This window comes from Streptomyces sp. NBC_00442 (genome assembly GCF_036014195.1).
In the GTDB taxonomy this organism is placed as follows: Bacteria; Actinomycetota; Actinomycetes; order Streptomycetales; family Streptomycetaceae; genus Streptomyces.
The window spans coordinates 4,473,822-4,499,155 of the sequence record NZ_CP107918.1 but is presented as its reverse complement, the minus strand read 5'-3'; the positions used below and the strand labels follow the sequence as shown (position 1 = coordinate 4,499,155).

Annotated in this window: 16 protein-coding genes and 2 pseudogenes; 8 read left to right on the top strand and 10 right to left on the bottom strand. The window is 69.6% G+C overall.

Annotation, left to right across the window (positions count from 1 at the left end):
• Nucleotides 1–56 precede the first annotated feature (56 nt).
• Together OG432_RS20185 and OG432_RS20180 are read right to left on the bottom strand one after the other, a co-directional pair.
• Nucleotides 57–2,276 carry an MMPL family transporter gene (locus OG432_RS20185; RefSeq protein WP_328312355.1) on the bottom strand — a complete coding sequence of 740 codons (2,220 nt, stop codon included), beginning with the start codon at nt 2,274–2,276 and terminating at the stop codon, nt 57–59.
• A 120-nt stretch (nt 2,277–2,396) separates the two neighbouring features.
• The gene (locus OG432_RS20180; protein ID WP_443058420.1) at nt 2,397–2,972 is read right to left on the bottom strand and encodes a TetR/AcrR family transcriptional regulator; all 576 of its coding nucleotides are present in this window, start codon (nt 2,970–2,972) and stop codon (nt 2,397–2,399) included.
• 179 nt (nt 2,973–3,151) lie between these two features.
• Here OG432_RS20180 and OG432_RS20175 point away from each other — a divergent pair, with 179 nt between their 5' ends.
• Nucleotides 3,152–6,598: a S41 family peptidase gene (locus OG432_RS20175; RefSeq protein WP_328312354.1), complete on the top strand. Its 3,447-nt coding sequence runs from the start codon at nt 3,152–3,154 to the stop codon at nt 6,596–6,598.
• 123 nt (nt 6,599–6,721) lie between these two features.
• On the opposite strand, the gene OG432_RS20170 is transcribed toward OG432_RS20175, so the two are convergent.
• The 3 genes from OG432_RS20170 to OG432_RS20160 are packed head-to-tail and all read right to left on the bottom strand — an operon-like array spanning nt 6,722 to nt 10,085.
• On the bottom strand, nt 6,722–7,603 hold the full coding sequence (locus tag OG432_RS20170; protein ID WP_328312353.1) for an SDR family oxidoreductase: 882 nt from the start codon (nt 7,601–7,603) through the stop codon (nt 6,722–6,724).
• Entirely contained in the window at nt 7,600–8,556 is a 957-nt protein-coding gene (locus tag OG432_RS20165) for an alpha/beta fold hydrolase (RefSeq protein WP_328312352.1), read from the bottom strand. Before OG432_RS20165 ends, OG432_RS20170 begins: the two co-directional genes overlap by 4 nt.
• Nucleotides 8,553–10,085 (bottom strand): flavin-containing monooxygenase, encoded by a 1,533-nt coding sequence (locus OG432_RS20160; protein WP_328315167.1) that lies wholly within the window; start codon nt 10,083–10,085, stop codon nt 8,553–8,555. Before OG432_RS20160 ends, OG432_RS20165 begins: the two co-directional genes overlap by 4 nt.
• Nucleotides 10,086–10,305: 220 nt before the next feature.
• Here OG432_RS20160 and OG432_RS20155 point away from each other — a divergent pair, with 220 nt between their 5' ends.
• Nucleotides 10,306–10,977 (top strand): MerR family transcriptional regulator, encoded by a 672-nt coding sequence (locus tag OG432_RS20155; RefSeq protein ID WP_328312351.1) that lies wholly within the window; start codon nt 10,306–10,308, stop codon nt 10,975–10,977.
• Between the two features lie 97 nt (nt 10,978–11,074).
• Here the strand turns inward: OG432_RS20155 and OG432_RS20150 are convergent, their stop codons facing one another.
• The gene (locus OG432_RS20150) at nt 11,075–11,878 is read right to left on the bottom strand and encodes an exodeoxyribonuclease III (protein ID WP_328312350.1); all 804 of its coding nucleotides are present in this window, start codon (nt 11,876–11,878) and stop codon (nt 11,075–11,077) included.
• 80 nt (nt 11,879–11,958) lie between these two features.
• Between OG432_RS20150 and OG432_RS20145 the strand changes: the two genes are divergently transcribed.
• Nucleotides 11,959–12,438, top strand: coding sequence for a GNAT family N-acetyltransferase (locus OG432_RS20145; protein ID WP_328312349.1), 480 nt, complete (start codon nt 11,959–11,961; stop codon nt 12,436–12,438).
• Between the two features lie 54 nt (nt 12,439–12,492).
• On the opposite strand, the gene OG432_RS20140 is transcribed toward OG432_RS20145, so the two are convergent.
• Nucleotides 12,493–13,131 carry a hypothetical protein gene (locus OG432_RS20140; RefSeq protein WP_328312348.1) on the bottom strand — a complete coding sequence of 213 codons (639 nt, stop codon included), beginning with the start codon at nt 13,129–13,131 and terminating at the stop codon, nt 12,493–12,495.
• Nucleotides 13,132–13,997: 866 nt separating this feature from the next.
• Nucleotides 13,998–14,417 carry a hypothetical protein gene (locus OG432_RS20135; protein ID WP_328312347.1) on the bottom strand — a complete coding sequence of 140 codons (420 nt, stop codon included), beginning with the start codon at nt 14,415–14,417 and terminating at the stop codon, nt 13,998–14,000.
• Nucleotides 14,418–14,923: 506 nt separating this feature from the next.
• On the opposite strand from OG432_RS20135, the gene OG432_RS20130 reads away from it, so the two are divergent.
• Nucleotides 14,924–15,397, top strand: coding sequence for a hypothetical protein (locus OG432_RS20130; protein WP_225446715.1), 474 nt, complete (start codon nt 14,924–14,926; stop codon nt 15,395–15,397).
• On the top strand, nt 15,394–15,747 hold the full coding sequence (locus OG432_RS20125; RefSeq protein WP_328312346.1) for a hypothetical protein: 354 nt from the start codon (nt 15,394–15,396) through the stop codon (nt 15,745–15,747). The genes OG432_RS20130 and OG432_RS20125 overlap by 4 nt, the downstream gene beginning before the upstream one ends.
• Nucleotides 15,748–16,115: 368 nt before the next feature.
• Here the strand turns inward: OG432_RS20125 and OG432_RS20120 are convergent, their stop codons facing one another.
• Nucleotides 16,116–16,535 carry a winged helix-turn-helix domain-containing protein gene (locus OG432_RS20120; protein WP_328312345.1) on the bottom strand — a complete coding sequence of 140 codons (420 nt, stop codon included), beginning with the start codon at nt 16,533–16,535 and terminating at the stop codon, nt 16,116–16,118.
• A 539-nt stretch (nt 16,536–17,074) separates the two neighbouring features.
• Here OG432_RS20120 and OG432_RS20110 point away from each other — a divergent pair.
• The 3 genes and pseudogenes from OG432_RS20110 (at nt 17,075) to OG432_RS20100 (ending at nt 20,074) form a co-directional block, all read left to right on the top strand.
• A pseudogene (locus tag OG432_RS20110) lies at nt 17,075–18,572 on the top strand (replication initiator).
• Nucleotides 18,569–18,754 (top strand): helix-turn-helix domain-containing protein, encoded by a 186-nt coding sequence (locus tag OG432_RS20105; RefSeq protein WP_328312342.1) that lies wholly within the window; start codon nt 18,569–18,571, stop codon nt 18,752–18,754. The pseudogene OG432_RS20110 and the gene OG432_RS20105 overlap by 4 nt, the downstream one beginning before the upstream one ends.
• Nucleotides 18,754–20,074, top strand: a pseudogene (locus OG432_RS20100) (tyrosine-type recombinase/integrase). Before OG432_RS20105 ends, OG432_RS20100 begins: the two are co-directional and overlap by 1 nt.
• Before the next feature lie 592 nt (nt 20,075–20,666).
• Here OG432_RS20100 and OG432_RS20095 read toward each other — a convergent pair.
• Complete coding sequence (locus OG432_RS20095) at nt 20,667–25,304, bottom strand: polymorphic toxin-type HINT domain-containing protein (RefSeq protein ID WP_328312341.1); 4,638 nt, start codon at nt 25,302–25,304, stop codon at nt 20,667–20,669.
• Nucleotides 25,305–25,334 lie beyond the last annotated feature (30 nt).

Below are 25,334 nucleotides of genomic sequence, written 5' to 3'. Positions count from 1 at the left end.
CGGTTCGAGGGGCCCCGGCGTTCAGGGGGCGGGTCGGACCCGCCGGAGGGGCGGGGTCAGACCCGCGCCAGTTCGCGGTCGCCGTCGGCGTCGTCGGCCCGCTGCCCGCGCAGGCCCTCGCCCTCGACGTCGACGTTGGGCAGCACCCGGTCCAGCCAGCGCGGCAGCCACCAGGCCTTCGCGCCGAGCAGCGCGAGCACCGCGGGCACGATCGCCATGCGGACGACGAACGCGTCGAAGAAGACCGCGATCGCCAGGCCGAAGCCGATCATCTTGATCATCTGCTCGCTGGAGCCGATGAAGCCGGAGAAGACCGCGATCATGATGATGGCGGCGGCGGTGACCACCCGGGCGCCGTGCTTGAACCCGGTGACGATCGCCTGCCCCGGCCGCTCGCCGTGGACGTACGCCTCGCGCATCCGCGTGACCAGGAAGACCTCGTAGTCCATCGCGAGGCCGAAGACCACGCCCACCATGAAGATCGGCATCATCGACATGATCGGGCCGGTCTGCTGCACGCCGAACAGCGAGCCGAGCCAGCCCCACTGGAAGACCGCGACGACCGCACCGAGGGCCGCGACCACCGAGAGCAGGAAGCCGAGAGCCGCCTTCAACGGGACCAGGACCGAACGGAAGACCACCATCAGGAGCAGGAAGGCCAGGCCGACGACGAGCGCCAGGTAGGGCAGCAGCGCGTCGTTCATCTTCTGCGAGAAGTCGATGTTCATCGCGGTCGAGCCGGTGACCAGGAGCTTCGCGCCGGTGTCCGTCTTCAGCGTGGCGCTGGTGTCCCGGATCGAGTGGACGAGGTCCTCGGTCTGCGTCGAGGACGGCTTGGACTTCGGGATGACCGTGATGGTCGCCGTGTCGTTGCCGGTGCCCTTGTTGAACATCGGGGGCATCACAGGACCGGCGTCCGGGAGCTTCTTGATCGCGTCGACCGTCCGGTCGGCCGCGGCCTGCGGGTCCTTGCTGCCCTTGCCGTCGACGACGACCATGAGCGGCCCGTTGAAGCCGGGCCCGAAGCCCTCGGAGAGGGTGTCGTAGGCGCGGCGCTGGGTGGTGGAGGTCGGCTGGGAGCCGTCGTCCGGCAGACCCATCTGGAGCGAGCTCGCGGGCAGCGCGATCGCGCCGAGGCCGATCACGCCGACGAGCAGCACCCACACCGGCTTGCGCAGCACGAAGCTCGCCCAGCGGGTGCCCATGTTGGGCTTGGACTCGCCCGCGCTCTCGCCCTTGTCGTACGCCTTGCGGGCCTTGCGGCCGAGCACGCGCCGGCCGGCGAAGCCGAGCAGCGCGGGTATCAGGGTGAGGGCGATGAGGACGGCGATGACGACCGTGCCGGCCGCGGCCGCGCCCATCTTGGTGAGCATCGGAATGTTCACGACGGCCAGCCCGACGAGCGCGATGACCACGGTCAGACCGGCGAACACCACCGCGGATCCGGCCGTGCCCACGGCCCGCCCCGCGGCTTCCTCGCGTTCCCTGCCCTCGGCGAGCTCGGCCCGGTAGCGCGAGACGATGAACAGCGCGTAGTCGATGCCGACCGCGAGCCCGATCATCATCGCGAGCGTGGACGTGGTCGAGCCGAGGTCGAGCACGTTGGCCAGCGCCGTGATGGTGGAGACGCCGATGCCGACACCGATGATCGCGGTGAGCAGCGGAAGCCCCGCCGCCACGAGCGAGCCGAAGGTGATCACCAGGACGAGTCCGGCGATGACCACGCCGATGATCTCGCCGGAGCCGGTCTCCGGCATGGCCTGGAGCGCGTCACCGCCGATCTCCACGGTGAGCCCGGACTTCTTCGCCTCGTCGCCGCTCTTCTTGAGCGCGTCACGGGTGTCGTCGGTCAGCTCCATCCCGTTGACCTTGTACGAGACCTGGATGTACGCGACGGACCCCTGCCCGTTCTCGGACACGGCCTTCGCGGCGAACGGGTCGGTGACCGAGCCGACCTGGTCGGAGCCCGACTTCAGGCCGGAGACGGTCTTCTCGACCGCGGCCTTGTTGGCGGGGTCGGCCATCTTCTGGCCGGCGGGCGCCTTGAAGACGATCCGGGCGGTCGCCCCGTCGGCGGCCTGGTTCGGGAACCGCTCCTTGAGCAGGTCGAAGGCGCGCTGCGCCTCGGTGCCCGGGATCGAGAAGGAGGAGGAGGTGGCGGTGGTGGCGGAGGCCGCGCCGAAGCCGGCGAGGGCGAGCAGCGCCACCCACACCAGGGCGACATAGCGGCGGCGCCGGAAGGCGAACCTGCCGAGGCGGTAGAGGAACGTGGCCACGAGGGCGTACTCCCGGTCGAGTCGTATGGAACAGCAGGGCATGGGGAACCAGCCCGACGACGAGAGCGGCGTACGTCAGGTGGGGCGGGTACTGCGTGGGGAGCGCCGGGCGGCGTGCGCCTAGCGGGGGTCGCCGAGGGCGGGGAGGACCACGGCGTCGAAGTAGTCGGCGAGGAAGGCCTGGTCGACCGGCCGGTCCTCGATGAACTGCCGGGCCGCGAAGGCGCCGACCATCATGTGTACGACGTAGGGGAGGGCGCGGTTGTCCGCGGCGACCTCACCGCGTTCCACCGCGCGCCGCAGGACCGTGCCGAGACCGGTGATCTCCGGCTCGATCAGTACCTCGCGCAGCGCCTTGTGCAGCTCGGGGTTGTCGTGCACGGCCCGCATCAGGCCGCGCATCAGCGCGGAGTCCTTCTCCATCTGACAGTCGTCCTCGCGGGCGACCATCGCCTGGAAGTCGCCGCGCAGCGAGCCGGTGTCGATCTCGGCGAGACTGACCGGCTTGTTGTGCCGCAGCGCCCGTGCGACCAGCTCGGGCTTGTTCCCCCACTGGCGGTAGAGGGTGGCCTTGCTGGAACGGGTGCGGGTGGCGACGGCGTCCATGGTCAGGGCGTCGTAACCGACCTCGCGCAGCAGGTCGAGCACGGCTTCGTAGAGCTCTGCCTCGCGTTCCGGGGTGAGCCTGCCCGCCATGATCGACCTCCTCTCCTTCTTCGTACCGTTCGTACCGTACGAAGGTAACTCCGCCCCGAAGCGAAACGGAACCGTTTCGCTTGTGTTCTCGACCACAAGTGTCGGAACGGGATAAGTCGGAACGGAATAAACCCCTCCCACAAGTTGCCGCACCCCCTCCCCGCGGAAAGCATTGGGGGGTGAGTGACGACGCCGCGTACCTCAGGTTCCCGCATCTGCACGACGACTTGCTGTGCTTCGCCGCCGAGGACGACCTGTGGGTCTCCCCTCTGGTCCCGGCCGGGCACAGCCCCTCGCGCGCCTGGCGGGTGACCGTCGACCGCACCAAGGTCGGCCACCCCCGCTTCTCGCCCGACGGCAGCACGATCGCGTACACGACCTGGCGCAGCCTCGACCCGGAGATCCACCTCGCCCCGGTCACCGGCGGCCCGACGCGGCGCCTCACCTACTGGGGCTCGTCCGACGCCCGGGTGTGCGGCTGGGCGCCGGACGGCCACATCCTCGCGGTGTCCTCGCACGGCCAGCCGTTCTCGTACTTCTCCTGGGCCTACAGCGTGCCCACCGACGGCTCCCCCGGCGGCAAGCTCCCCTGGGGACCGGTCTCCGACATCGCCGTCGCCGACGTGGACGGCGAGCGCCGCACCCTGCTGCTCACCGGGAAGCCGCCGCACGAGCCGGCCGCCTGGAAGCGCTACCGCGGCGGCGCTACCGGCCGCCTGTGGCTGCACGGCGAACGGCTCCTCGCCGACATCGGAGGCCACCTGGACGCGCCGATGTTCGTGGACGGCCGCATCGCCTTCCTCTCCGACCACGAGGGCGTCGGCAATCTGTACTCCTGCCTGCCCGACGGCTCCGGCCTGACCCGGCACACCGACCACGACGCCTTCTACGCCCGGCACGCGTCCAGCGACGGGCGCCGCGTGGTCTACCAGTGCGCGGGCGACCTGTGGATCGTGGACGCCCTCACCCCCGACTCGGTGCCGCGCAAACTGGACGTCCGCCTGGGCGGGCCGCGCGCCGGGCGGCGCAGCTACCAGGTACCCGCCGCCAACCACGTCGACGCGCTGTCCGTCGACACCACCGGCCGGGCCAGCGCCGTCGTGGTGCGCGGCAGCCTGTACTGGCTCACCCACCGCGACGGCCCGGCCCGCACCATCGCCGACACCCCGGGCGTACGGGTGCGGCTGCCCGTGATGCTGGGCGGCGGCGGCCAGGTCGCCTACGTCACGGACGCGGACGGCGAGGACGCGGTCGAGATCGCCTTCCTGCCGCGCGCGAGCGGCGAACGTCACCCGCGACGCCTGGCGGCCGGCCGGCTCGGCCGGGTGCAGGAGATGGTCTCCGACCCGCAGGGCGAACGCCTGGCGATCGCCTCCAACGACGGCCGGCTCCTGCTCATCGACGTGGCCGAGGAGGCGGCGGCCGTCGCGGCGCCGACGGGAGCCACCCGCGCCCACTTCGACACGGAGCCGGGCGCGGGGGCCGGCGCGGAAACGGGCGGAGACAGCGGGGACGGCGCCCCCGACGCCGCCGGCGCCCCCGACGTCCCCCGGGGCGCCCCCGCACCCGTGCCCTCCCCCGCATCCGTGGCACAGGTCGGCGAGGGCGAGGTGACCGAGCTGATCCGGTCCGTCAACGGGCCCGTGCGCGACCTCGCCTTCTCCCCCGACGGGGCGTGGCTGACCTGGTCGCACCCGGGCATCGGCCGGTCGCTGCGCCAGATCAAGATGGCCCGGATCGCGGGGCCCGGCGCACGCACCGTCGTCGACGTCACCAACGGCCGCTTCGAGGACGAGAACCCGGTGTTCACCAGCGACGGCCGCTATCTGGCGTTCCTGTCCTGGCGCGGCTTCGACCCGGTGTACGACGTGCACACCGGCGACCTGTCCTTCCCGCTGGGCTGCCGCCCCTACCTCGTACCGCTCAACTCGGCGACCCCTTCGCCGTTCGCGCTCTCCCCGGACGGGCGGCCCGCGGCGGGCGGCCTCGACCCGCTGGACGATTCGGGCGACGGCACGGTGACGGTGGAGGTGGAGGGCCTGGAGAACCGGGTCACGCCGTTCCCGGTCTCCGCGTCCAAGTACTCGGCCCTGCACCCCGTCGCCGGCGGCGGCCTGGTCTGGCTGCGCTGGCCCATCTCGGGCGCGCTCGGCGAGACCTTCGCCAACCCGGCGGACACCTCGGGCCGCCCCACCCTCGAACACTTCAACATCGCGAAGGCGCGCAGGACCGAACTGGTGGACCACCTCGACCACTTCGCGATCAGCGGCGACGCCAGCCGGCTCGTCGTGGTCGACGAGGGCGAGCTGCGCGCGGTGCCCTCCACCGAGCCCGGCGACAACGACTCCACGGTCTACCTCGACCTGCGCCGCATCCTGCACGAGGTCGACCCGGGCTCGGAGTGGCGCCAGGCCTACGACGAGGCGGGCCGCATCATCCGCTCCTACTTCTGGGAGCCGAACATGTGCGGCATCGACTGGACGGCCGTCCTCGACCAGTACCGCCCGCTGGTCGAACGGGTCGCCTCCCCCGACGAGTTCGCGGACCTGCTGCGCGAGGTGCTCGGCGAACTGGGCACCTCGCACGCGTACGTCACCGCCGCCCGCCGCAACGAGGGTCCCCCGCACTACCAGCGCGCGCAGGGCCTGCTCGGCGCCAACCTGATCTGCCGGGACGGGAGTTGGATCATCCACCGCATCCTGCCCGGCGACTCCTCCGACTCCAAGGCGCGTTCGCCACTGGCGGGTACGGGCATCCGCGAGGGCGCGGCGCTGACGCATGTCGACGGTCGGCCGGTCGACCCCGTCGCGGGCCCCTTCCCCCTCCTCGCCGGCGCGGGCGGCACGACGGTCGAGCTGACGTTCCGCCCCGCCGAGGGCGAGGGCCGCTCGCGCCGGGTCGCGGCGGTCCCGCTGGTCGACGAACGCCCCCTGCGCTACCAGGACTGGGTGGCCAAACGCCGCGAAGTCGTACGGCAGTTGAGCGGCGGCAAGTGCGGCTATCTGCACATCCCCGACATGGGCGGCTCGGGCTGGGCCCAGTTCAACCGCGACCTGCGCCTGGAGGTCAGCCGCCCCGCCCTCATCGTGGACGTACGCGGCAACGCGGGCGGCCACATCAGCGAGCTCGTGGTGGAGAAGCTGACCCGGCGCATCCTCGGCTGGGACCTGACGCGGGACGCCCAGGCCGTCTCGTACGCCTCCAACTCCCCCCGGGGTCCGGTGGTCGCCCTCGCGGACGAGGCGACGTCCTCGGACGGCGACATGATCACGGCGGCGTTCCGGCTCCTGAAGCTGGGGCCAGTGGTGGGGCAGCGCACGTGGGGCGGGGTGGTGGGCATGACGGGCCGCCACGTGCTGGGGGACGGGGCGGTCATCACGGTGCCGATGAACGCGGCGTGGTTCGACGCGTACGGGTGGTCCGTGGAGAACCACGGGGTGGAGCCGGACCTGGAGATCCTGCGCACCCCGCTGGACTGGGCGGAGGGCCGCCACGCCCAGCTGGACGACGCGGTCCAACTGGCCCTGGACCTGCTGACCACCCGCCCGGCGTCCACACCCCCGGGCTACACAACCACCCCCAACCGCCGCCGCCCCCAACTCCCTCCGAGGGAGGGCGAGTTGTAACCCGTCCGCTTTCTACCCGCGGACCGTGCCGGGTCGCCCGCGCAGTTCCCCGCGCCCCTCAACCACTCGGCGCCGGGCGGCGTTCAGGCGCGAACGGGGTCTGGGGCGCAGCCCCATGGGGGGTCAGAGGCGGGACTGCCTCGCTTGTTCGTCGGCGGAGCCGCCCGCCCCGACGAGCCCCCGCGAAACCGACCCGAGCCGCGGCTCGAACCGCCGCATCTCCCGAGCCCCCACCGCCCCGATGACCCCCGGCAAGTACCCCCGCACGGACTGCATCCCCCGCAACCACCACTGGGCGTACACGTGCGACGAGCGCCGCTCGATCCCCGCGACGATCCGGTCGACCGCCGGCCCGAGCGGATACGTGCGGTTCGACGGCCACGGCAGCCGCGAGCGCAGCTCACGCATCACGTCATCCTGGTCCGCCCCCCGGACCATGTCCGTATCCGTCCACGACAGGTACCCGACCCCGACCCGCACCCCCTTGTAGCCGACCTCCGCGCGCAGGCTGTGCGCGAACGCCTCGACCCCGGACTTGGACGCGCAGTACGCCGTCATCATCGGCGCCGGCGTGATCGCCGCGAGCGAGGCGATCTGGAGGAAGTAGCCGCGCGACTCCATCAGGACGGGCAGGAACGCCCGCGCGGTGACGGCCCCGCCGATGAGGTTGACCTCGATGACCCGGCGCCACGCGTCGGGATCGGAGTCGACGAACGGCCCGCCGGAGGCGACCCCCGCGTTGGCGACGACGATGTCGACCTTCCCGAACCGCTCCTTGACCTCGTCCGCCACCCGCGCCATCGCCACGTGGTCGGTGACGTCCGCGTACCAGGACTCCGCCTCGGTGTGCAGCCGCGCGGCGACCCGCTTCAGCTCGTCGGGTTCGAGCCCGACGAGCGCCACCTTCGCCCCGCGCGCGGACAGCTTGCGTGCGAGGAGTTCGCCGACGCCCCGGGCCGCGCCCGTGACGACCGCGACCTGTCCTTCAAGACCGACCCTGCTCATACGGCACGCTCCTCGGCGTCAACGGCATTGGTTCCGGCGGCCGGTGCGGCGAGGAACTCGGCCACCAGCGCGCGGATCTTCTCGGTGATGATGTCGGGCGCCTCGATGGGCGTCATGTGCCCGACACCGGTAAGCACGTCGAGCGAGCGGCAGTCGGGCAGCGCGGCCGCGATCCGCCGGGCGTGCACGGGCGGCGTGAGCCGGTCCGCACTGCCGGCCACCACGACAGCGGGGAGCGTCAACTCCCTTACCCGTGCGTCCACTTCGAGTTCCTCCAGGACGTACGACCAGGCCTTGCGCACCCGGCGCGGGCAGGCGTGCACGATCCTGGCGCACGCCTCGACCTTGTCCGGGGACGCCCCGGGCCCCATCGTGGCGTACCGCAGGACCTTCTTGGCGAGCGGCGTGACCGGACCGAGCGGCGCCCCGGATCCGAGGATCCGCCGGGTGAGCCCGGTGCGCACCCGCCCGGCCCGTATCGGCACCACCCGCGACTCGGCCACCAGGCGCGACGCCCCGGTGCTGCACAGCAGGACGGCGGCCGCGTGCTCGCGCAGGGCCGGGCGGCCGGCGGCGGCCATGAGCGTCATGCCGCCCATGGAGTGCCCGGCGAGCACCGCCCGCTCACCCGGCGCGAGCGTCGCGCGGAGCACCGCTTCGAGGTCGTCGGCGAGCGCCTCGGTGGAGCAGACGTCGGCCGCGGCGGTACGCCCGTGGCCGCGCTGGTCATAGGCGATGACCCGGCACTGACCGGCGAGCTCCCGGATCTGCGCGGCCCAGAACGCGGTCGAGCACGTCCAGCCGTGCGCGAGGACGACGGCGGGCGCGCCGTCGGGTCCGTGCACCTCGACGTGGAGCGGGGTGCCGTCGGCGGAGTGGGCGGTCAGCACGCGGTCGGGCGCGGGCGGCGCGTACACCCCGCGCCGCACGGCCCCGGCCCCGGCCCGGCTCACGCGGACACCGCCGCGGTCTCGTCGGCGGCGTCCCGCGGGGACTCCACCTCGGCGGCGCGGGCCCGTACGATCTCGTACTCGCCCAGATCCACCTCGCGCGTCGCGCGGCGGAACTCGCCGGTGGTGCCCGGCCACACGGTGGTGTTGCGGCCGTTGGCGTCGAGGTACCAGCTGGTGCAGCCGCCGGTGTTCCACACGGTGCGTTTCATGCGTTCCTGCACCCGCCGGTTCCAGGCGCCGACGGCGGAGGTCCGGGGCGTGAGCGCGGCGCGCCCGCCCAGAACGTCCAACTGCCGCAGGTAGTCCGCCATGTAGGAGAGCTGGGACTCGATCATGAGGATCATGGAGGAGTTCCCGAGGCCGGTGTTGGGCCCGATGATCGTCATCCAGTTGGGGAAACCGGCGGCGGTCGCGCCGCGCAGCGACTGCATGCCGTCCTTCCACGACTCGGCGAGCGTGTGTCCCTCGGCGCCGACGACCCGGTCGGCGATCGGCATGTCGGTGACGTGGAACCCGGTGCCGAAGATGATCGCGTCGACCTCGTTCTCGGTGCCGTCGGCGGCGACCACGGTGGAGCCGCGCACCTCGGTGAGCCCGCAGGCCACGACATCCACATTGTGCTGGGCGAGCGCCGGATAGTACGTGCTGGACAGCAGGATCCGCTTGCAGCCGATGCGGTAGTCGGGCGTCAGCTTGGCGCGCAGGGCCGGGTCCTTGATGGCGCGGGCCATGTTCGACTTGGCGATCGACTCGACGAGCCCGAGTTCATTGGGCCGCTTGGTGAAAGCGCTGACCTGCAACTCCCTTATCCCCCACAGGAGTCCGCGCCGGGCGGCCCCGGTGAAGGGCAGCTGACGGTGGAGCCAGCGCTCGGGGCCCGTGATCGCGCGGTCCATGCGGGGCATGACCCAGGGCGGCGTGCGCTGGAAGAGGGTGAGCTTGGCGACGTCGGGCTGGATCGCGGGCACGATCTGGATGGCCGAGGCGCCCGTACCGACCATGGCGACGCGCTTGCCGCGCAGGTCGTAGTCGTGGTCCCAGCGCGCGGAGTGGAACACCTTGCCGGGGAAGGTGTCGAGACCGGGGATCTGCGGCACCTTGGGGTCGGAGAGCGGCCCGGTGGCGGAGACGACGACGTCGGCGGTGAGGCTCGCGCCATTGGCGACCTCGATCTCCCACCACAGCCGCTCCGCGTCCCAGCGCATCATCGTCACCTCGTGGTCGAGGCGGATGTGCGGGCGCAGCCGGAAGGTGTCGGCGACGTGGTCGAGGTAGGCGCGGATGTGTTCCTGGCCGGAGAAGGTGCGGGGCCAGTCGGGGTTGGGCGCGAAGGAGAAGGAGTAGAGGTGCGAGGGTACGTCGCAGGCGCACCCGGGATAGCTGTTGTCGCGCCAGGTACCGCCGACGGAGCCGGCCCGCTCCAGGACGACGAAGTCGGTGATCCCCTCGCGGCGCAGCCGGACCGCCGCCCCGAGCCCGCCGAACCCCGACCCGATCACCGCAACACGTACGTGCTCGCGCTCGTCCACACGTCCATGCTCGCGCTCGTCCTCGTGCTGGGCCATGCCACTGCCTCCACGATCGGTCCCACAACCTTGCCAGCAATCACTGGCACTGTTCGGAGGGTAGAGCAGACACCTACCGAGCGGTAGGGGTGCGGGCGGGGAAAGTTACCGACGGTACGAACGAGCGGATGATCCCTCGGGAGATCCGCCGGTCACCGCTCGGGCACCGCATAGGCTGAGGCCCGTGGCAGAAGACCAGGCAGACAACGACGACCCGGGTGTCCGCGAGTACCGCGTGGCGGAGCTGGCCGCCGAGGCCGGCATCACCGAACGCACCCTGCGCTTCTACCGCGAGCGCGGCCTGATCCCGCCGCCGCGCCGCGAGGGCCGCATCGCCTGGTACGACGACCACCACCTGGCCCGCCTGCGCACCATCACGGCCCTGCTCGAACGCGGCCACACCCTGTCCGGCATCGCCGACCTGACCTCGGCCTTCGAGTCGGGCCGCGACGCCGGCGAGGCGCTCGGCCTGGTCGAGCCCACCGAGGAGACCCCGGTGCGCCTGACGCCGGAGGCACTGGCGGACCACTTCTCGGGCGAGGTCACCCCGGAGAACCTGGCGGCGGCGCTCGACCTCGGCTACGTCGCGGTGTCCGGCGAGGAGATCGTCCACACCAGCCGCCGTCTCCTGGACGTCTCGGCGTCCCTGGTCCGCGAGGGCGTCCCGCTGGCCGCGGTCCTGGCGGCGGGCCGCGAAGTGCGCGACCACGCCGACGCGCTGGCCGCCCTCTTCATCGACCTGCTGCACACCCACACCTCGACGAAGGACGCCGAACGCATGCGCCCGCTGGCCAAGGCGGTGGTGGACGCGGAGCTGTCCCTGGCACTGGACCGGCGCCTGTCGCAGGAACGCTGACGGGCGCCCGGCCCCCGCGGAGGGACCCGATCCCCGCGCGGATGGAAGGGACCGGGGCCCAATTGGAGGGACCGGGGCCCACTGGAAGGGACCGGGTCTAGAGGTCGTACACCACCGTCACGGGCGCGTGGTCGCTCCACCGCTCGCCGTGCGTGGCGGCCCGCTCGACGAACCCCTTGACGGCCCGCTCGGCGAGGCCGGGCGTGGCGACCTGGTAGTCGATGCGCCATCCCGTGTCGTTGTCGAAGGCGCGCCCGCGGTAGGACCACCAGGAGTAGGGCCCTTCGACACCGGGGTGCAGCGCACGCATGACATCGACGTACCCGCCGTCTCCCTCACCGAAGACCCGGGTCATCCACTCCCGCTCCTCGGGCAGGAAGCCGGAGTTCTTCTTGTTGCCCTTCCAGTTCTTGAGGTCGGCCTCCTGGTGGGCGATGTTCCAGTCGCCGCAGACGACGACCTCCCGCCCGTCGGCGGCGGCGCGCGCCTTCAGCCCCTTCAGGTACTCGATGAACTCCCCCATGAACCGGACCTTCTCGTCCTGCCGCTCGGTGCCGACCTCGCCGGAGGGCAGGTAGAGGGAGGCGACGGTGACACCGGGCAGGTCCGCCTCGACGTAACGCCCGCTGCCGTCGAACTCCGCGCTCCCGAACCCGGTCCGCACCCGGTCGGGCTCGCGCCGGGTGAGCAGGGACACACCGGCCCGGCCCTTGGCGGCGGCCGGCGCGTGCACGGCGAACCACCCCTCGGGCGCTCCGGCCTCCGCGGGCAGCTGGTGGGGCTCGGCCCGCACTTCCTGCAGACAGACCACGTCGGCCTCGCTGCCCCCGAGCCACTCCACGAAGCCCTTCTTGGCGGCGGCGCGCAGCCCGTTTACATTCACAGAGGTAACAGTGAGCATCCCGGCACCCTACAGACCCGGCGAACCCGCCCTCCGTCTCCGCCTCCACCCCCCCTCCGCATAGAAGTACGATACAACGCATGACTATCCGCTCCCTCTCCTACGACCACCCCGACGCCGTGAAGCTCAACGACCAGGTCCAGCTCGAATACGTCGAGCGGTACGGCGACGGCGGCGACGTCACCTACCTGGAACCCGCGATGTTCCTGCCGCCGCGCGGCCTGTACCTGATCGCGTACGACGCCGAGGACCGCCCGGTGGCGACCGGCGGCTGGCGCGGCCAGGAGGCGAACGAGGAGAACTACCGCGACGGCGACGCGGAACTGAAGCGGATGTACGTCGTCCCCGAGGCGAGGGGCCAAGGCCTGGCCCGCCGCATCCTGGCCGCCCTGGAAGCCGACGCCCGAGCGGCCGGCCGCACCCGCATGGTCCTGGAGACGGGCATAAAGCAGCCGGAAGCCATCACCCTGTACAGGTCGACCGGCTACGAGCCGTGCGAAAAGTTCGGCCACTACCGCACGTACGACTCGAGCCGCTGCTTCGCGAAGCGACTCGACTGACCCGGAGGTGCGGCGGCACGCGCCCTGGGAGCGGCACGACGCGACCGCCCACCATTACGGCAGCCTCGTGCCCCGATTCCCGTAGTTGGCGGTCAGGGCTGCGGCATACGCGTCCGGAACAACCCGCCGCCCAGGGAATGCCAGGGGCAGATACGACTCCAACGCACCGGACACATCAAGGAAGGGCCCGAATCGCGCGCACCACTCGCGTCGCGCGGCCGCGTCGGGGAACCCCTGGAACACCGCCACCTCGGGATCCCTTTCCCCCCAGCACCCCCAGCGACCGGACGCTCCGGTGAACGCGACGACATTCGCCGTGATCGAGATCGCATGCAGGGCGTCGCCATCGGGCTCGAACCCGATGGCCGCCCAGTAGTCCTCCGCGCCGGCCTCGACGGACAAGGAAACCGCCGGGTACCCCAGCCCCTGCGGGACGTAGAAGTCGTCCCCGTCCGGTTCGAGAACCAGCAGCTCGACATGGTCATCACCATGCCAACGAGCCATCGTGCACAGCGCCGGCCAGAACTCCGACGAAAGCACCGCGTCGAACTCACAGAACAACGAGCCCGCCCCACCATTCCTGAAGACCTGATCAGGAAAACGAGCATCCAGATCGAAGGTGGCCGCACTACGCGCACGGCTACCAAGATAAGCGGCGCGACCCCGCTTGAGATCACTCGTATCTGACACCATTACCCCCATATTGATGGATCAGCTTCCCACCCGGCAGCAGATGGTACGTGTGCTAAGCGAAGCCTTCGACCTCTTTTCACAGGCTAAGTGCGGTTCGTTGGCGCGGTAAGGCGCGTGAGGGTCCGTGGTTGTCCGATGTGCTGCCGTTGCTACTTCTTGTCAGATGGTTCACCTAGGTACGGCTTCTCGCGCTGTTCTCGGAGAGACCCCTCGCCGACGAGTAAGGACTTCACCGAATCTCAGGACTGAGTACTGCGGCGCTGTTGGCAGAGCCCCGTCCCACCACACCACCGGTAGCGGGACGCCTCGCAGGGCAGGGCCTAGGTCTTCACCCGGCCCAACGGCTTCCCGATCGAAGGGTCCGCCCTCAATGGGCTCTTCAACGCTGTGCTCCGTCTGGCCAGGATCCGCCACGGTGACCCTTCTGCTGGAACAGGGGGGCGTCGCACTCGTTGTCATCGAGGAACGTTTCGGCCACTCCCACATCGACGTCACCGCCATTGTCTGCGTCCGGCTGCGCTTCCAGTGCGACGCCATCAACCGCCCTAGCCACACCACATCCTCCGTGTGCCCGTCCAGACCGCCGAGCCCGACGACGGCGATGAACCACCCCTTTGCGTCACCCCCCTCCGCTGACGCTGCCGTCCATCACTGCCGTCAATCAACCCCGAAGGGTCTACCAGAAATATCTCCGGCAGAGCCTTCTTCGATCCTCGGACCGAGGCTGCCGATGGGTAAGTCAGCCCCATTCCATACATCGGAATCTTGAGTTCTCCATCCTCACAGCGGTCATTCTAAATGGCCATCAAGGGATCACCCTTTCAATCGGATTTCGATAATCTCCCTGCGAACATCGACAGATCTCACTACTTCTTCGATACTGACGAAATCCCACCCAACGCCAGAAAGAAAATGCGGGCAAGCGCATTTCGAACATCTGGGTCTCGATCGAGCCGCTCCAGCGACTCGAACCGTGCCGGGCCAAGATCGATTGTGGCTATTCCGCCAGCATCTCCGCCATCCAAGGAGAGCAGTAGGAGGCATCGGTAGGCCCGTACAACCCCTCCGCGCTCCTCTCGCATCAGCGATTGAAGAAGCACAGGCTGTTCCTTGACCTGACTGCGGAGCGCGTCCACCGAGGTCCATCGAGTCGCCCAGCCTTGCTCCTCCGCCTCCAACTGAATCTCGATCAGATTCTCGAAACCGATCTGGCACACTCGAAAGTCCGGGTCTGTCGAATTAATCATAGTCATCTGATTACTACCCCCCACCATAGACGTCGACACGGATTGAAGTATCTGGGCTCATTCGCCCGTCAGCGACCCTTGCTCGAACTTCGTCCCATCGGTGATGACCTCCAAGAATCTTGCCATCAGGTGAGACAAGAATTCCGTCTCCCTCGTCAGGATTGTTAATCCCGTCCAAGAGTTCCTTGTTACTCAGCTCTTCGTGATACCACTGAGACGCTGGATCCCGAGTCTTCTGCCCCTCAGTACATTTATCGAGATCGCCAGCTTTCTCGTACTGTGTGGAAATCCCCGGCCTGCACCCGGAGTTGTGAACGAGTACCGAAGCCTTTCCCGCCAGCACATAGTACGTGTGGCCTGCGGTCGCTCGCTACCTGCGTTTTACCTGGTCAGCGGCTATATAACGGTCCGTCGACGTGTGCCGATGTGCGCTGGTGTGCGTGGTTGTTGCCGTCACTACTGCCGTCAGAGGTCTAGTCCATTGGGGGAGAGTGAACCGCCGCGCCATCTATCCATCGATTGACATCCGAGCTACTGTGGATGTCATGACTGCGGCCTACGAGGACATGCCCTTCAGCGAGCTTCTCCACCATCCCGCCGCGACTACGCGTCGGCTCGACGCCGTCCGCGCGCTGCGGCTGCGCAGACGCGACGCGGAGGACCTGGCCCTGATGCGCGTCGACCAAATGGAGCGCGACACCACCGTCGTGGACTTCACCTCCCGCCTGCTCGCCGGGCTGGTCCGGACCGAGAACATCGGCGCCCTGCGCCAGGCGCTGCCCGAAGCCCTCCCCTGGAGCACCTTCCTGCCCGCCGAGGACATCGACACCCTGCTCGCCGAGTTGGTCGACACGGCGCGCGGCGCGGTGGCCCTGGACAACCTCTCACCGATCGCACTGCTGCTCGCCCAGTGGAGGCACAGCGCCGAGATCTATGCGGACCCCGCCTTGCACGCACTGCTCACCCGTGAACCCGAGGGCGACCTCGGTCCCGTCCCCGCGCCCGGGGCAGCGGAGTGAGCCCCAAGCGCGGAGACCGGGCCGCGCCACCCCCGACCAGCGACGAGTACGACCTCCGGTTCGCCAACACCGAGGCCGCCGACGGCTGGGAACACCTGAGCCGCCAGGCACCGGGCAACCTGCGCCGCGCCTTCGAGCGGATCCGCGCCACTCCCCGCGCCGCCGACATCCCCGACCGCCAGCACCGACTCAAGGGCAAACTCGGTACCACCACCTACAAGGGGCAAGCTCTGGAACGCTGGCAGTACGAAGTCACCGGTGGAGGACGTATCTGGTACCTGCTCGATGATGCCAACCGCACCGCCTGGATCACCTATGCCGGCACCGGCCACCCCAAGGCGACGGACTGACCTGCTCACGGGCGACTGCCCGGCAGCCCGGCCCCACCCAGCACGCATGACCCGCCCCCGGGTCAGCCCCGCTTCCCGCTGGAGAGCCCGTTGGGATATCCAACGGGACAACTTGCTCCGCAAGGCGCCGGGAGTCCTTACCCCACAACTTGCTCCCACCGGGCACCAGTCGAGCACCGCTCACAACGTGGCGGACCGCTGATCGCCGACGCCCGTGACGACCTCGGGTGCTGGTCCGACCCAGGACCAGTCGGCGACATCGGGCCGGTTCCAGCGGGCGGGGCCCGCCTTGAACCTCGAACCTCGTAGAGAAAATCTGGACGCACCGCCTCGGCCCCGGGCCGTCCAGGGGCCGAGGTTCAGCAGCCTCACGTGGTGACGCCCGCCTCCAGTGCATCTACGCGGGCCCGCAGGCCAGCGAGCTGTTCGAGCGTCTGGGCGAGTACCAGCTCCAGCTCCTCGACGCGGGCCACCATCCCTCCAGCGGGCGCGTTCCCCACCTCCTGCGTTCCGGGGTCTTCGTCGGTGTCGACGTCAGGCTGGGCGACGAAGGCGCCCTTGCCGGGACGGGAGATCGCGTAGCCGTCCCGCTTCAGCAGCGCCATAGCCTTCTGCACGGACAGGCTGGAGGCCCCGAACTCGCGCATCAGTACCGCCTGCGTCGGCAGCGCGTCCCCCGGCTTCAGCCCGCCGGAGCGGATCCGCCCCCGCAGTGCCTCGGCGATGACCTCGAAGGTCAGCAGCACCGTACTCCCCGCCGCTCTGCGCCCTTGCCGTCCCGTCGTCATCGCAGGTCACCCACCCTCTCTGCGCCTCTATCACCGATTTCCGGCCCGTCCAAAACGGAAAGCCGGGTCCACACTGCCCGCATCCCAACCGCCCACCGAAACAGATGAGGAGGGATGCACTTGAATGCGCGCTTGAAGCGATACTACCTTCACGCACCGCTGGAGAGCACCACCGCTGACCAGGCCAGACGCCCCCGGCCCACCCTCCGCACCCGCCCTTCCGCACACCGTTCTCCCGTGTGCTGACCACAGGGTCGTCCCTCAGCCATCTCCCTTCTTCTCCCGACTCCTGCCGGAGGTCTGTCCCCATGCCCGCACAGCTCCAACTCCCCACCCCCGCAACCATCTCCACGCACTCGAACGCGCCGTTCACCGCACCAGCGGACAGCAGGAAGGCCAACGTGTCCGCGAACAGGGGCTCGGCGCTGGAACGCCGGGCGCGGCTGACGGCCAGGCTGGCCGAGCTCGCCGCCGCCGGACACCTCGCGCCCCTGGCCCGGCAGATCGGCTCGCTGGGCGGCTGCGCCCGCCCGATCCGCATGACCGGACACCGCACCCGCGTCGATGCTGCCACCGGCCAGATCCTCGACCACTTCGACACCCGCCACCTGCCCGCCGGCGAACTCCTGGTGCGCTGCGGCAACCGCCGCGCCACCCGCTGCCCCGCCTGCTCCACCCTCTACCGCTACGACACCTACCAGCTCATCGCCGCCGGACTACGCGGCGGCAAGACCGTCCCGGCCACCGTCGCCGCCCATCCCCGCGTCTTTGCAACCCTCACCGCCCCCGGCTTCGGTGCCGTCCACAACCAGCCCGGCACAGCCCCCTGTGCCTGCGGCACCCGGCACGGCGACGTTGACCCGCTCTCGGCACGCCGCTGAACCTGCAGCGGTACGACTACACCGGCGCGGTCCTGTGGAACGCCCATGCCCCCGCCCGTGGGCCCGCTTCACCACCCACCTGCGCCGCGAGATCGCCAACGCCGCCGGACTGACCCAGCGCACCCTGCGCCACCACGCCACACTCTCCAACGCCAAGGTCGCCGAATACCAAAAGCGCGGCCAGATCCACTTCCACACCGTCATCCGCATCGACGGACCCACCGGCCCGACCACTGCCCCGCCTTCCTGGGCCACCACCGGCCTTCTCGACCACGCCGTCCGCGCCGCCGCGAAGCGCACCCGCATCCAGCATGAACGCCCCTCCGGGGCCGGGGAGCCCGACGGGGCTCAGCCGCCGGGGTCCTCGGTGTTCCGGTTCGGTCGGCAGATCGACGTCCGCGCGATCCGCAGCACCGACTTCGCCGGCGACGCCCCCGTCACCGACCGGCACGTCGCCGCCTACATCGCCAAGTACGCCACCAAGGGGGCCGAGACCACCACCGGCACCCTCGACCGCCGCCTGCGCCTCCTGGCCGAACTCGCCCAGTACGACCTCACCGACCACGCCCGCCGCATGATCCACACCGCCTGGCACCTCGGCACCCAGCCCCAGTACGCCCACCTCCGCCTGCGGCAGTGGGCCCACATGCTCGGATTCCGAGGCCACTTCTCCACCCGCACCCGCCGCTACTCCATCACCCTCGCCCACCTTCGAGCCGAACGCACCGCCTGGCGCACCCGCCAAGACGATGCCACCGCTGCCCCGACGGCGGCCGACCCGGCCCTGGTCGGCCGAAACGCCGAGCAGGGACCGGTGCGTGAGGGTCGGCCGGTCACTGACCGGCACGGTGACCGTGACGACAGCCGTGACCTGACCGCCGGTCACACCGACCCCGGCCCCGGTCACCGCACCGGTCACCACGAGAGGCACGGGCGATCCGGCGACGCGGACACGACCCTGGTGATCTCGCACTGGCAGTACGCCGGAACCGGCCTCCTGCCCGAACTCGCCCACCTCGCCGACCTACTGACCGCTACACCGAGCTTTCGACCCGAGCACCCGAGCCGTCCCCGGCAGGCGCGGCGCTCCAGCGACCGGGCCGGTCACTCCACCAGTCCGCTGACCGCCGCCGTCCAGGCGGGAGCGGTCGCGTGAACGCCGACACCGAACTCCTCACCGTCCCCGAGGTCATGGCCCGCCTCAAGATCAGCCGCTCCACCGTCTACGACCTCATCCGCACCCGCCAACTCGCCTCCATCACCCTCGGCCGCGCCCGACGCATCCCCGCCCACGCCCTGACCGCCCTCATCCACCACAACCTCGAAGAGGCAGCCTGATGACCACCCCCGACACCAACCCCACCCCCAGCACCGGCTCGCGCAGGATCCGCGCCAACGGCGACGGCACCGTCTACCAGCGCAAGGACGGACGCTGGGAGGCCGCCGGGTACGTCCTCACCACCGGCGACACCCGCAAGCGCATCCACGTCTACGGCACGACGCGCAAGGACGCCCTGGCCCAGCTGACCGAGAAGATCGCCACCAGCAACCGCGGCATCCCCGCCCCCTCCGCACAGGGCAGCGTTGGTGCATTCCTCACCTACTGGCTGGAGACCGTCGCCGTCCACCGGCTCCGCGAGAACACGCACACCCGCTACACCGCCGTCGTCCGTCTCTACGTCATCCCGGGCCTTGGTAAGAAGAAGCTCGCCAAGCTCACCGCCAAGGACGTCCGCACCTGGCTCGACCAACTCCGCACCACCTGCCAATGCTGCACACGCGGCCTCGACGCCGCCCGCGACCAGCCGAAGTGCTGCGCTGTCAGGACATGCTGCCGCAGGCGGCTGTCCGCGCTGACGCTGGCCTACGTGCACTCGGTGCTCAAGTCGGCCCTGGAGCACGCCGTGCGCGAGGAGGAGATCCCGCGCAACGTGGCCCGCAACGTCCGCATGGGCACACCCCGACCCCGCCGCTTCGAACCCCTCACCGCCGAAGAAGCCCGAGCGTTCCTCACCGCCACCCGACGGGCACCGGCTCAGCGCGCTGTTCGAACTTGCGCTGCACACCGGTCTGCGTAAGGGCGAACTGCTGGGCCTGCGCTGGGAAGACCTTGACCTGGCCAGCGGGACCGCCAGCATCCGCCGCACCCTGCAGCGCACCAACTCCGGCGGCCTTGTCGCTCTGCCGACCAAGACTCAGAGCTCGGAGCGGAGGATCGCCCTGCCGACACCGTGCCTGCGCTCCCTCGAACAGCACCGCGACCGGCAGCGCCAGGAACGCGAGGCGGCGAGCACGGGCTGGGAGGCGAGCGGCTACGTCTTCACCCGGCCCGACGGCTCCCCGATCGAAGGAGCCACCCTCACCCGGCACTTCAACACCCTGCTCCGCCGCGCCACCCTCCGCCGCATCCGCTTCCACGACCTGAGGCACTCGGCGGCCACCCTCCTCCTGGAGCAGGGCGTCGAACTCGTCGTGATCAAGGAGCTGTTGGGCCATGCCCACATCGGGGTGACCGCGACGGTGTACGCCCACGTCCGACTCCGCCTCCAACGCGACGCTATCGACCTCCTCGGCAACGCCCTCCGCAACCCCACCGAACCCGCCGCCCGGCCCGACGACGGCGATGAGCCACCGCTTTGTGCAGCACCCGTCCACTGACGTTGCCGTCAACTACTGCCGTCAGACACTCCTGGGGCCCCACCGGAATCAAATCCGGTGGGGCCCCAGAATTTCTTCTACTCTCCTCGTCCCTCTAGATAGGAAGCTTGGAGGAGCGTGAAAGGCGAGCCCCACCCAGGCAACCCACTCCTGATACGAGCATCCCCATCGGAGCAGTAGTCAGGCGGCACTTCGTTGATTTCCGGCACGTCAAGCACGTAGAACTCTGCGCTCTTTCCACGAATTTCAGTCGAGGAACTCGGAGAGAACGTGATATTAAGATCCAGAAGGCCAGACCCTGAGCGCATCTCACTTCCAATCACGCTCCAGGCTGTCCTCTCTCCGCCTCTTTGGAGTGCCCGCCAATTAGACGTCTGCACTCCACGAACAACCAGAACAGCCGCATTTCCATATTCGAACTGCAATGCCGTCCGCAGCTCGAATAGAAGACCCACCGTTGAATCCAGCGCGTGTACGCGCAGGTCAAGCAGCTGCGCCTCCTGAAGTGCGTCCTTCTCGATAAGCGGATCCATGTCGGGGCCGGGGACCCCTGACGCCCGGCCGGGCGTCCAGATAAGGTCTTCCGCCGTGATCATGGCAAGGGAAGGTGATTGAAGGGACTGGACTTGGCGATTGTCTGCCCAGTTAGCGGATTCACTGATTGCCCTGCCTTGTTCATGTAGACCACATACCCATTCGGGTACTGATACCTGCCAGTTGTGACCGGATCCATTATCCGGACCTGCGTCACTCGCGAGTCAAGCCCCTCCGTGCCGGACGGAATATCGTACGCGAAACCCTTCCCCGTATCGACGGGCACCCCAGTCGCCCCCTTCGGCAATGGGAGCGACTCCCCGTTTGGCCCGGGAACCGAATCAATCGGGCAAGCGGTGTTATGGACCAAGATCGACGTGGTCCCGGCGAGTACATAGTACGTGTGCAGATCGCCGACGGTGAGGTTGTAAGCCGGTTGCAGCTTGGTGAAGTGCTTGACGCCCGTGACCGGAAGCGCGTCACCCTTAGCAGAGCGGACCGTCATGCCGGGCTTCAAGTCGCCGGCGTCGATCCACGCGTGGGCGCTCGGTGACCAGAAGGGATGGTGATCCGTTGCCGTGACCGTGCTTGTCGAAGCGCCATCCCTGACAGTCAGGATCGTGAAGTCGGTGTCATCCGGAGTGAGGATGGTGGCATCGACCTTGCGTGCCGCCGATTCCCCGGTCTCCGGATCAGTAGCGACAACTTCGTCTCCGATCTGCAGCTTGTCTATGGCCTTTTTGGAACCGTCTGCAAGCAACACTTCGGTGGAGGCTGGAAAACTGTTAGGGCTTCCACACCCCGGGTTTACGGTGCCAGCCTCTTCCTCGACCTCTGCAGCCGCCCCTTTTTGCCCTCCGAGCTTCGCCCCCACGCCTCCGGCACCACGGAACCCGGCTTCGCCCAGCCCAATCAGAGCAGCGAGGGAACCCTCATGCCCCACAGCTTGGAGGACCATGCTTTTGGGGCACGCCCCATGCATGCGAGTACAAGCCTGATAGACCATAAGCCGTAGCTGGGCCTGGGTATCAGGATTGCTCCTATCGGCCAGCCAAGCCTGCCAGCTATAGTCGTTTTGAGAAATCAGGTCATAGAGCTTCTGGGTGAATTTTTCCTCGCCCTTCCATCCGTCCGGCACCGTTACACCCGGGAAGACTTCGTGCCGCCCCTTGCTGTGGCGGAGAGTGCCCGTGGTGTCGGTGACCTTGCAACTGCCCTTGTGGCAGTAGCCCGCGCTGGGGTTTCCGGGGTCTACGGGAGCTTCGGTAATGATTTCGCCCGAGCCGTCGCCCTTCGGAGTTCCGTAGCCGCACAAGTCGGCCGGGCAGAGCCCCGTCGGGTCGCTCAGCGTCGCCGGGTTGTTGTTGCTGTACGCGTACCCGTTGAGCGACTGCGGGTCCTGGGGGGCCAGGATCGGGTCGACGCTGGTGAAGCGGCCGGTGGTCGGGTCGTATTCGCGGGCGCCGAGGTGGGTGAGACCCGTCGCCGCGTCCTTCGTTCCGCCGACGAAGCCCTTCGTGCCGGCCCAGCTCGCCGGAGGCGTGCCGCGGTCCTCGCCGAAGGGGGTGGTGCGGCGCTGGGTCGCGACGCCGTCCGTGGCGTTGATGCTCGTGTCGGCCGTGCCGTGCTGGTCCGTGGCCTGGAAGGTGACCTTGTTGTCGTCGGTGCGGACGGCCGTGGCCGCGCCGAGCGGGTAGTAGCGGGTGGCCGTCGGCTTGGACGCGCCCTTGAGCAGGGTCAGTTCGGAGGCACCCAGGTAGAGCGTGGTGCTTTCGGCGGCCGGGTCGGCCGTGTCGAGAGTGTGGCCGGTGAGGCGGTTGCCGCCGGTGTCGTAGACGTAGTCCGTGCTCTTCTTCGTCGTCACCGTCGAGCCGGAGCTCGTCGTCCGGACGGTGTCGGCGACGTTGGCCAGGTGGTTTTCCGTGTCCCAGGTCAGCGACTGGTCGCTGGAGAGGGCCGCGCTCGGGCTCAGCGTGCGGCGGGTGGTGTTGCCCGAGTCGTCGTAGGCGTAGGAGTCGGTGGTCGACGGCCCACTGCCGGTCGTCGTGCCGGTGGAGAGCAGGGCGTGCGGGTGGGCGGCGCCCGGCGCCGGGTAGGTGAAGGTGCGGGACCGGTCCTTCGACGCGTCGCCCGTGACGTCGTGCCGAGTCTCGGACTTGCGGGTGCCGTCCGTGTTGTAGGTGTAGCTGGACCAGTACGGGGCGGGGCCGCCCAGCTTGCCGCCGTCAGGGGTGGCGGGGCAGGCCGGGTCCGTGGGTGTGAACGCCTCCGTGAGGCGGGCCAGGTAGTCGTACTGGAAGCACTGCCGGTCCGTGCCGGTGCGCGAGACGTCGCTCAGCTCGGTGACATTGCCCGCCTCGTCGTACGTGTAGGCGTTGGCGCGGGCCGGTACGGCCGTGTTCTCGGTGTCGGTGCGGCTCACCGAGAGGCGCTGGGTGCCCTGCTCGTAGCCGTTGGTGATCGTGGTGGTGGTGCCGCCGGCGTTCAGCGTGGAGCGGTAGGGCTTGCCCGTGAGGGTGTAGGTCTGGCCCGCGAGGTAGGCCGACAGGTTGCTGCCGACGGCGGTGGACTGGTGGAGCTTGTTGTAGGTGAAGGCCACCGTCTCGGTGGGCAGGCTGCCCGCGGCCGGGTAGGACGTCGCCTGGACGGTGCCGTCCAGGTTGTAGCTGGTGCCCGTCGCGTAGTCGCCGGCCAGAGCCTCCTGACCCGGAACGGAGGGAACCGTCAGGGTCGTCTTGAGCGGCCGGTACAGCGGGTCGTAGCTGTTGACCGTGGTCGTGTACGGGTAGTCCTTGCCGCCGACGGTCACATGCCGTGTGGACGTGGCCAGTTGGCCCTTGACCTTGTCCCAGGTCTGCGAGGTCAGCAGCGGGCCGGTGGCCGAGCCGTCGTGGGTCTCCAGGAGGCGGGACAGGTTGTCGTAGACGCTGGCGACGGTCTTGCCGCGCCCGTCGGTGGCCGTGGTGACCTCACCGCGGTCGTCGTACGTCTTGGTGTTGGTGCCGCTGTCCGGGTCCACCGCCTTGGTCTGGCGGCCGAGCTGGTCGAAGGCCCAGGACCACTGGGCGCCCTGCGGACCGGTCAGGCCGGTCATGTGCCCGGCCACGTCATAGCGGTAGGTGGTGCTGTCGTACGGGCCTCCGGGACCCGCCGGGTTGGCGGCCTGGTACTGGCGCAGCTCGGTCGTGCGCCCGTGGGCGTCGCTGATCGTGGTGGTGGGAGTGGCGCCCTTGGGCGGGGTGACGGTGACGCGGTCGCCGTCGTAGGACGTCGTGGTGGTGGCCAGCGGGGTGCCCGTGCCGTTGCCCGACAGCAGGGTCGACCTGGTGGGCCGCCCCAGGCCGTCGTACTCGGTCGCGGTCTGGGTCTCGATGCCGTCGGCGTCGACCACCGTGAACAGCGAACCGCTCGGCGCTGCGGTGTTGTGGTACGGCGCGTAGGCGAGACGGACCTGGCCGCGCTCGTCGTAGAACGAGTCGGTGAGCAGGCGCCCGCCGTCGGGGCCCGGGGACTGGGTCTGGCGGACCCGGCCCAGACCGTCGTACAGGGTGTAACTGGTGTCGGACGAACCGTCGTTGTTCAGCGTGAGCGTGGCCACCGACTGGATGGTGTTGTCGGCGTTGACGTAACGGAACTGAAGGTTGGGCGACTGGTTGTTCAGCTTGGAGCGGTTGGGCATCCACACCTTGGACGGCCGTCCCAGCGCGTCGTATTCGACGTCGGTACGCAGGTTGTTGGCGTCGGTGGTGATGTAGGGAACGCCGCGCAGCAGGTCGAGGTAGGACGTGGTCGACTGGGCCGTGGCGGCGTTGCCGGCGGTGGCCGGAGGGCCCGTGACCGCGACCTTGGTGGGGCGCCCGGTCGCCGGTGTGTACACCGTCGTCGTGGTGCGGGGAGCGGCCGCCGGGGTGGTGCTGGGCGCCTTGGCGGCGTCGTCGGGGTCGAAGACGCTGGTGGAGGCGAGCTCGGTGGCGGTCAGCGGGCGGCCGTAGGCGTCGTAGCCGGCCGTGCTGTCGAGGTAGGTGGCGCTGTGCCCGGTACGGGACTTGAGGGTCTCCGTCATGGTGGCGAGGCCGCTGGTGGGGGCTGCGCCGTACGCCTGACCGTCGTAGCGGGTGCGGGTGTCGGCGAGGACGACGGAGGTGCCGTCGGCGCGGGTGTCCCGGTCGGGTTCGGCCGCGCAGGTGGCGGCGACCGTCTCGGTGTGGATCATGGCCGTACGGATCCACTCGCCGTCCGCGTAGGTGGCCCGGGTGCAGGTCTCGTCACCGTCGTTCCCGGTGTCGCCCAGGTCCTCGATGGTGACGGGGCGGCCGAGGTCGTCGAGGGTGGTGTTGGCACGGGTCTCGCGCCACGTGCCCTGCGCGTCCAGATAGGTGAAGACGCGGTTACGGCTGGTGCCGGTGAGGTTGGCGGTGGTGGTGCCCCAGTCGCGGACCCGCTTGGCGGTCTCCTTCTTCCACGGCGTGTTCACGGACTTGGCGAGGATCTTCCCGCCCGGCCTGTCGAACGTCTCGCTGCGGTACTCGAACCCGGCCCACGCCTCGTCGTCGGTGAGGGTGTTGCCCTCGCCGTCGGGCACGGTGACGCCGCGGGTCTTGGTCTTGTCGTCGGGGTCGGTGCGGTCGCCGTCCATGCCGCGCAGGAAGTAGTGGTCGGCCTGCGTCGACATGGCCTGGCTGCTGCCGGTCTGCACGCGGACCTTGCCGTAACCGCGCCACTGCGA

What these genes read in the sequence shown, in the direction of transcription:
- OG432_RS20180 (WP_443058420.1), bottom strand. Translation starts at nt 2,972, where the DNA reads ATGGCGGGCAGGCTCACCCCGGAACGCGAGGCAGAGCTCTACGAAGCC.
- OG432_RS20170 (WP_328312353.1), bottom strand. Translation starts at nt 7,603, where the DNA reads ATGAGCAGGGTCGGTCTTGAAGGACAGGTCGCGGTCGTCACGGGCGCG.
- OG432_RS20150 (WP_328312350.1), bottom strand. Translation starts at nt 11,878, where the DNA reads ATGCTCACTGTTACCTCTGTGAATGTAAACGGGCTGCGCGCCGCCGCC.
- OG432_RS20145 (WP_328312349.1), top strand. Translation starts at nt 11,959, where the DNA reads ATGACTATCCGCTCCCTCTCCTACGACCACCCCGACGCCGTGAAGCTC.
- OG432_RS20140 (WP_328312348.1), bottom strand. Translation starts at nt 13,131, where the DNA reads ATGGTGTCAGATACGAGTGATCTCAAGCGGGGTCGCGCCGCTTATCTT.
- OG432_RS20130 (WP_225446715.1), top strand. Translation starts at nt 14,924, where the DNA reads ATGACTGCGGCCTACGAGGACATGCCCTTCAGCGAGCTTCTCCACCAT.
- OG432_RS20120 (WP_328312345.1), bottom strand. Translation starts at nt 16,535, where the DNA reads ATGACGACGGGACGGCAAGGGCGCAGAGCGGCGGGGAGTACGGTGCTG.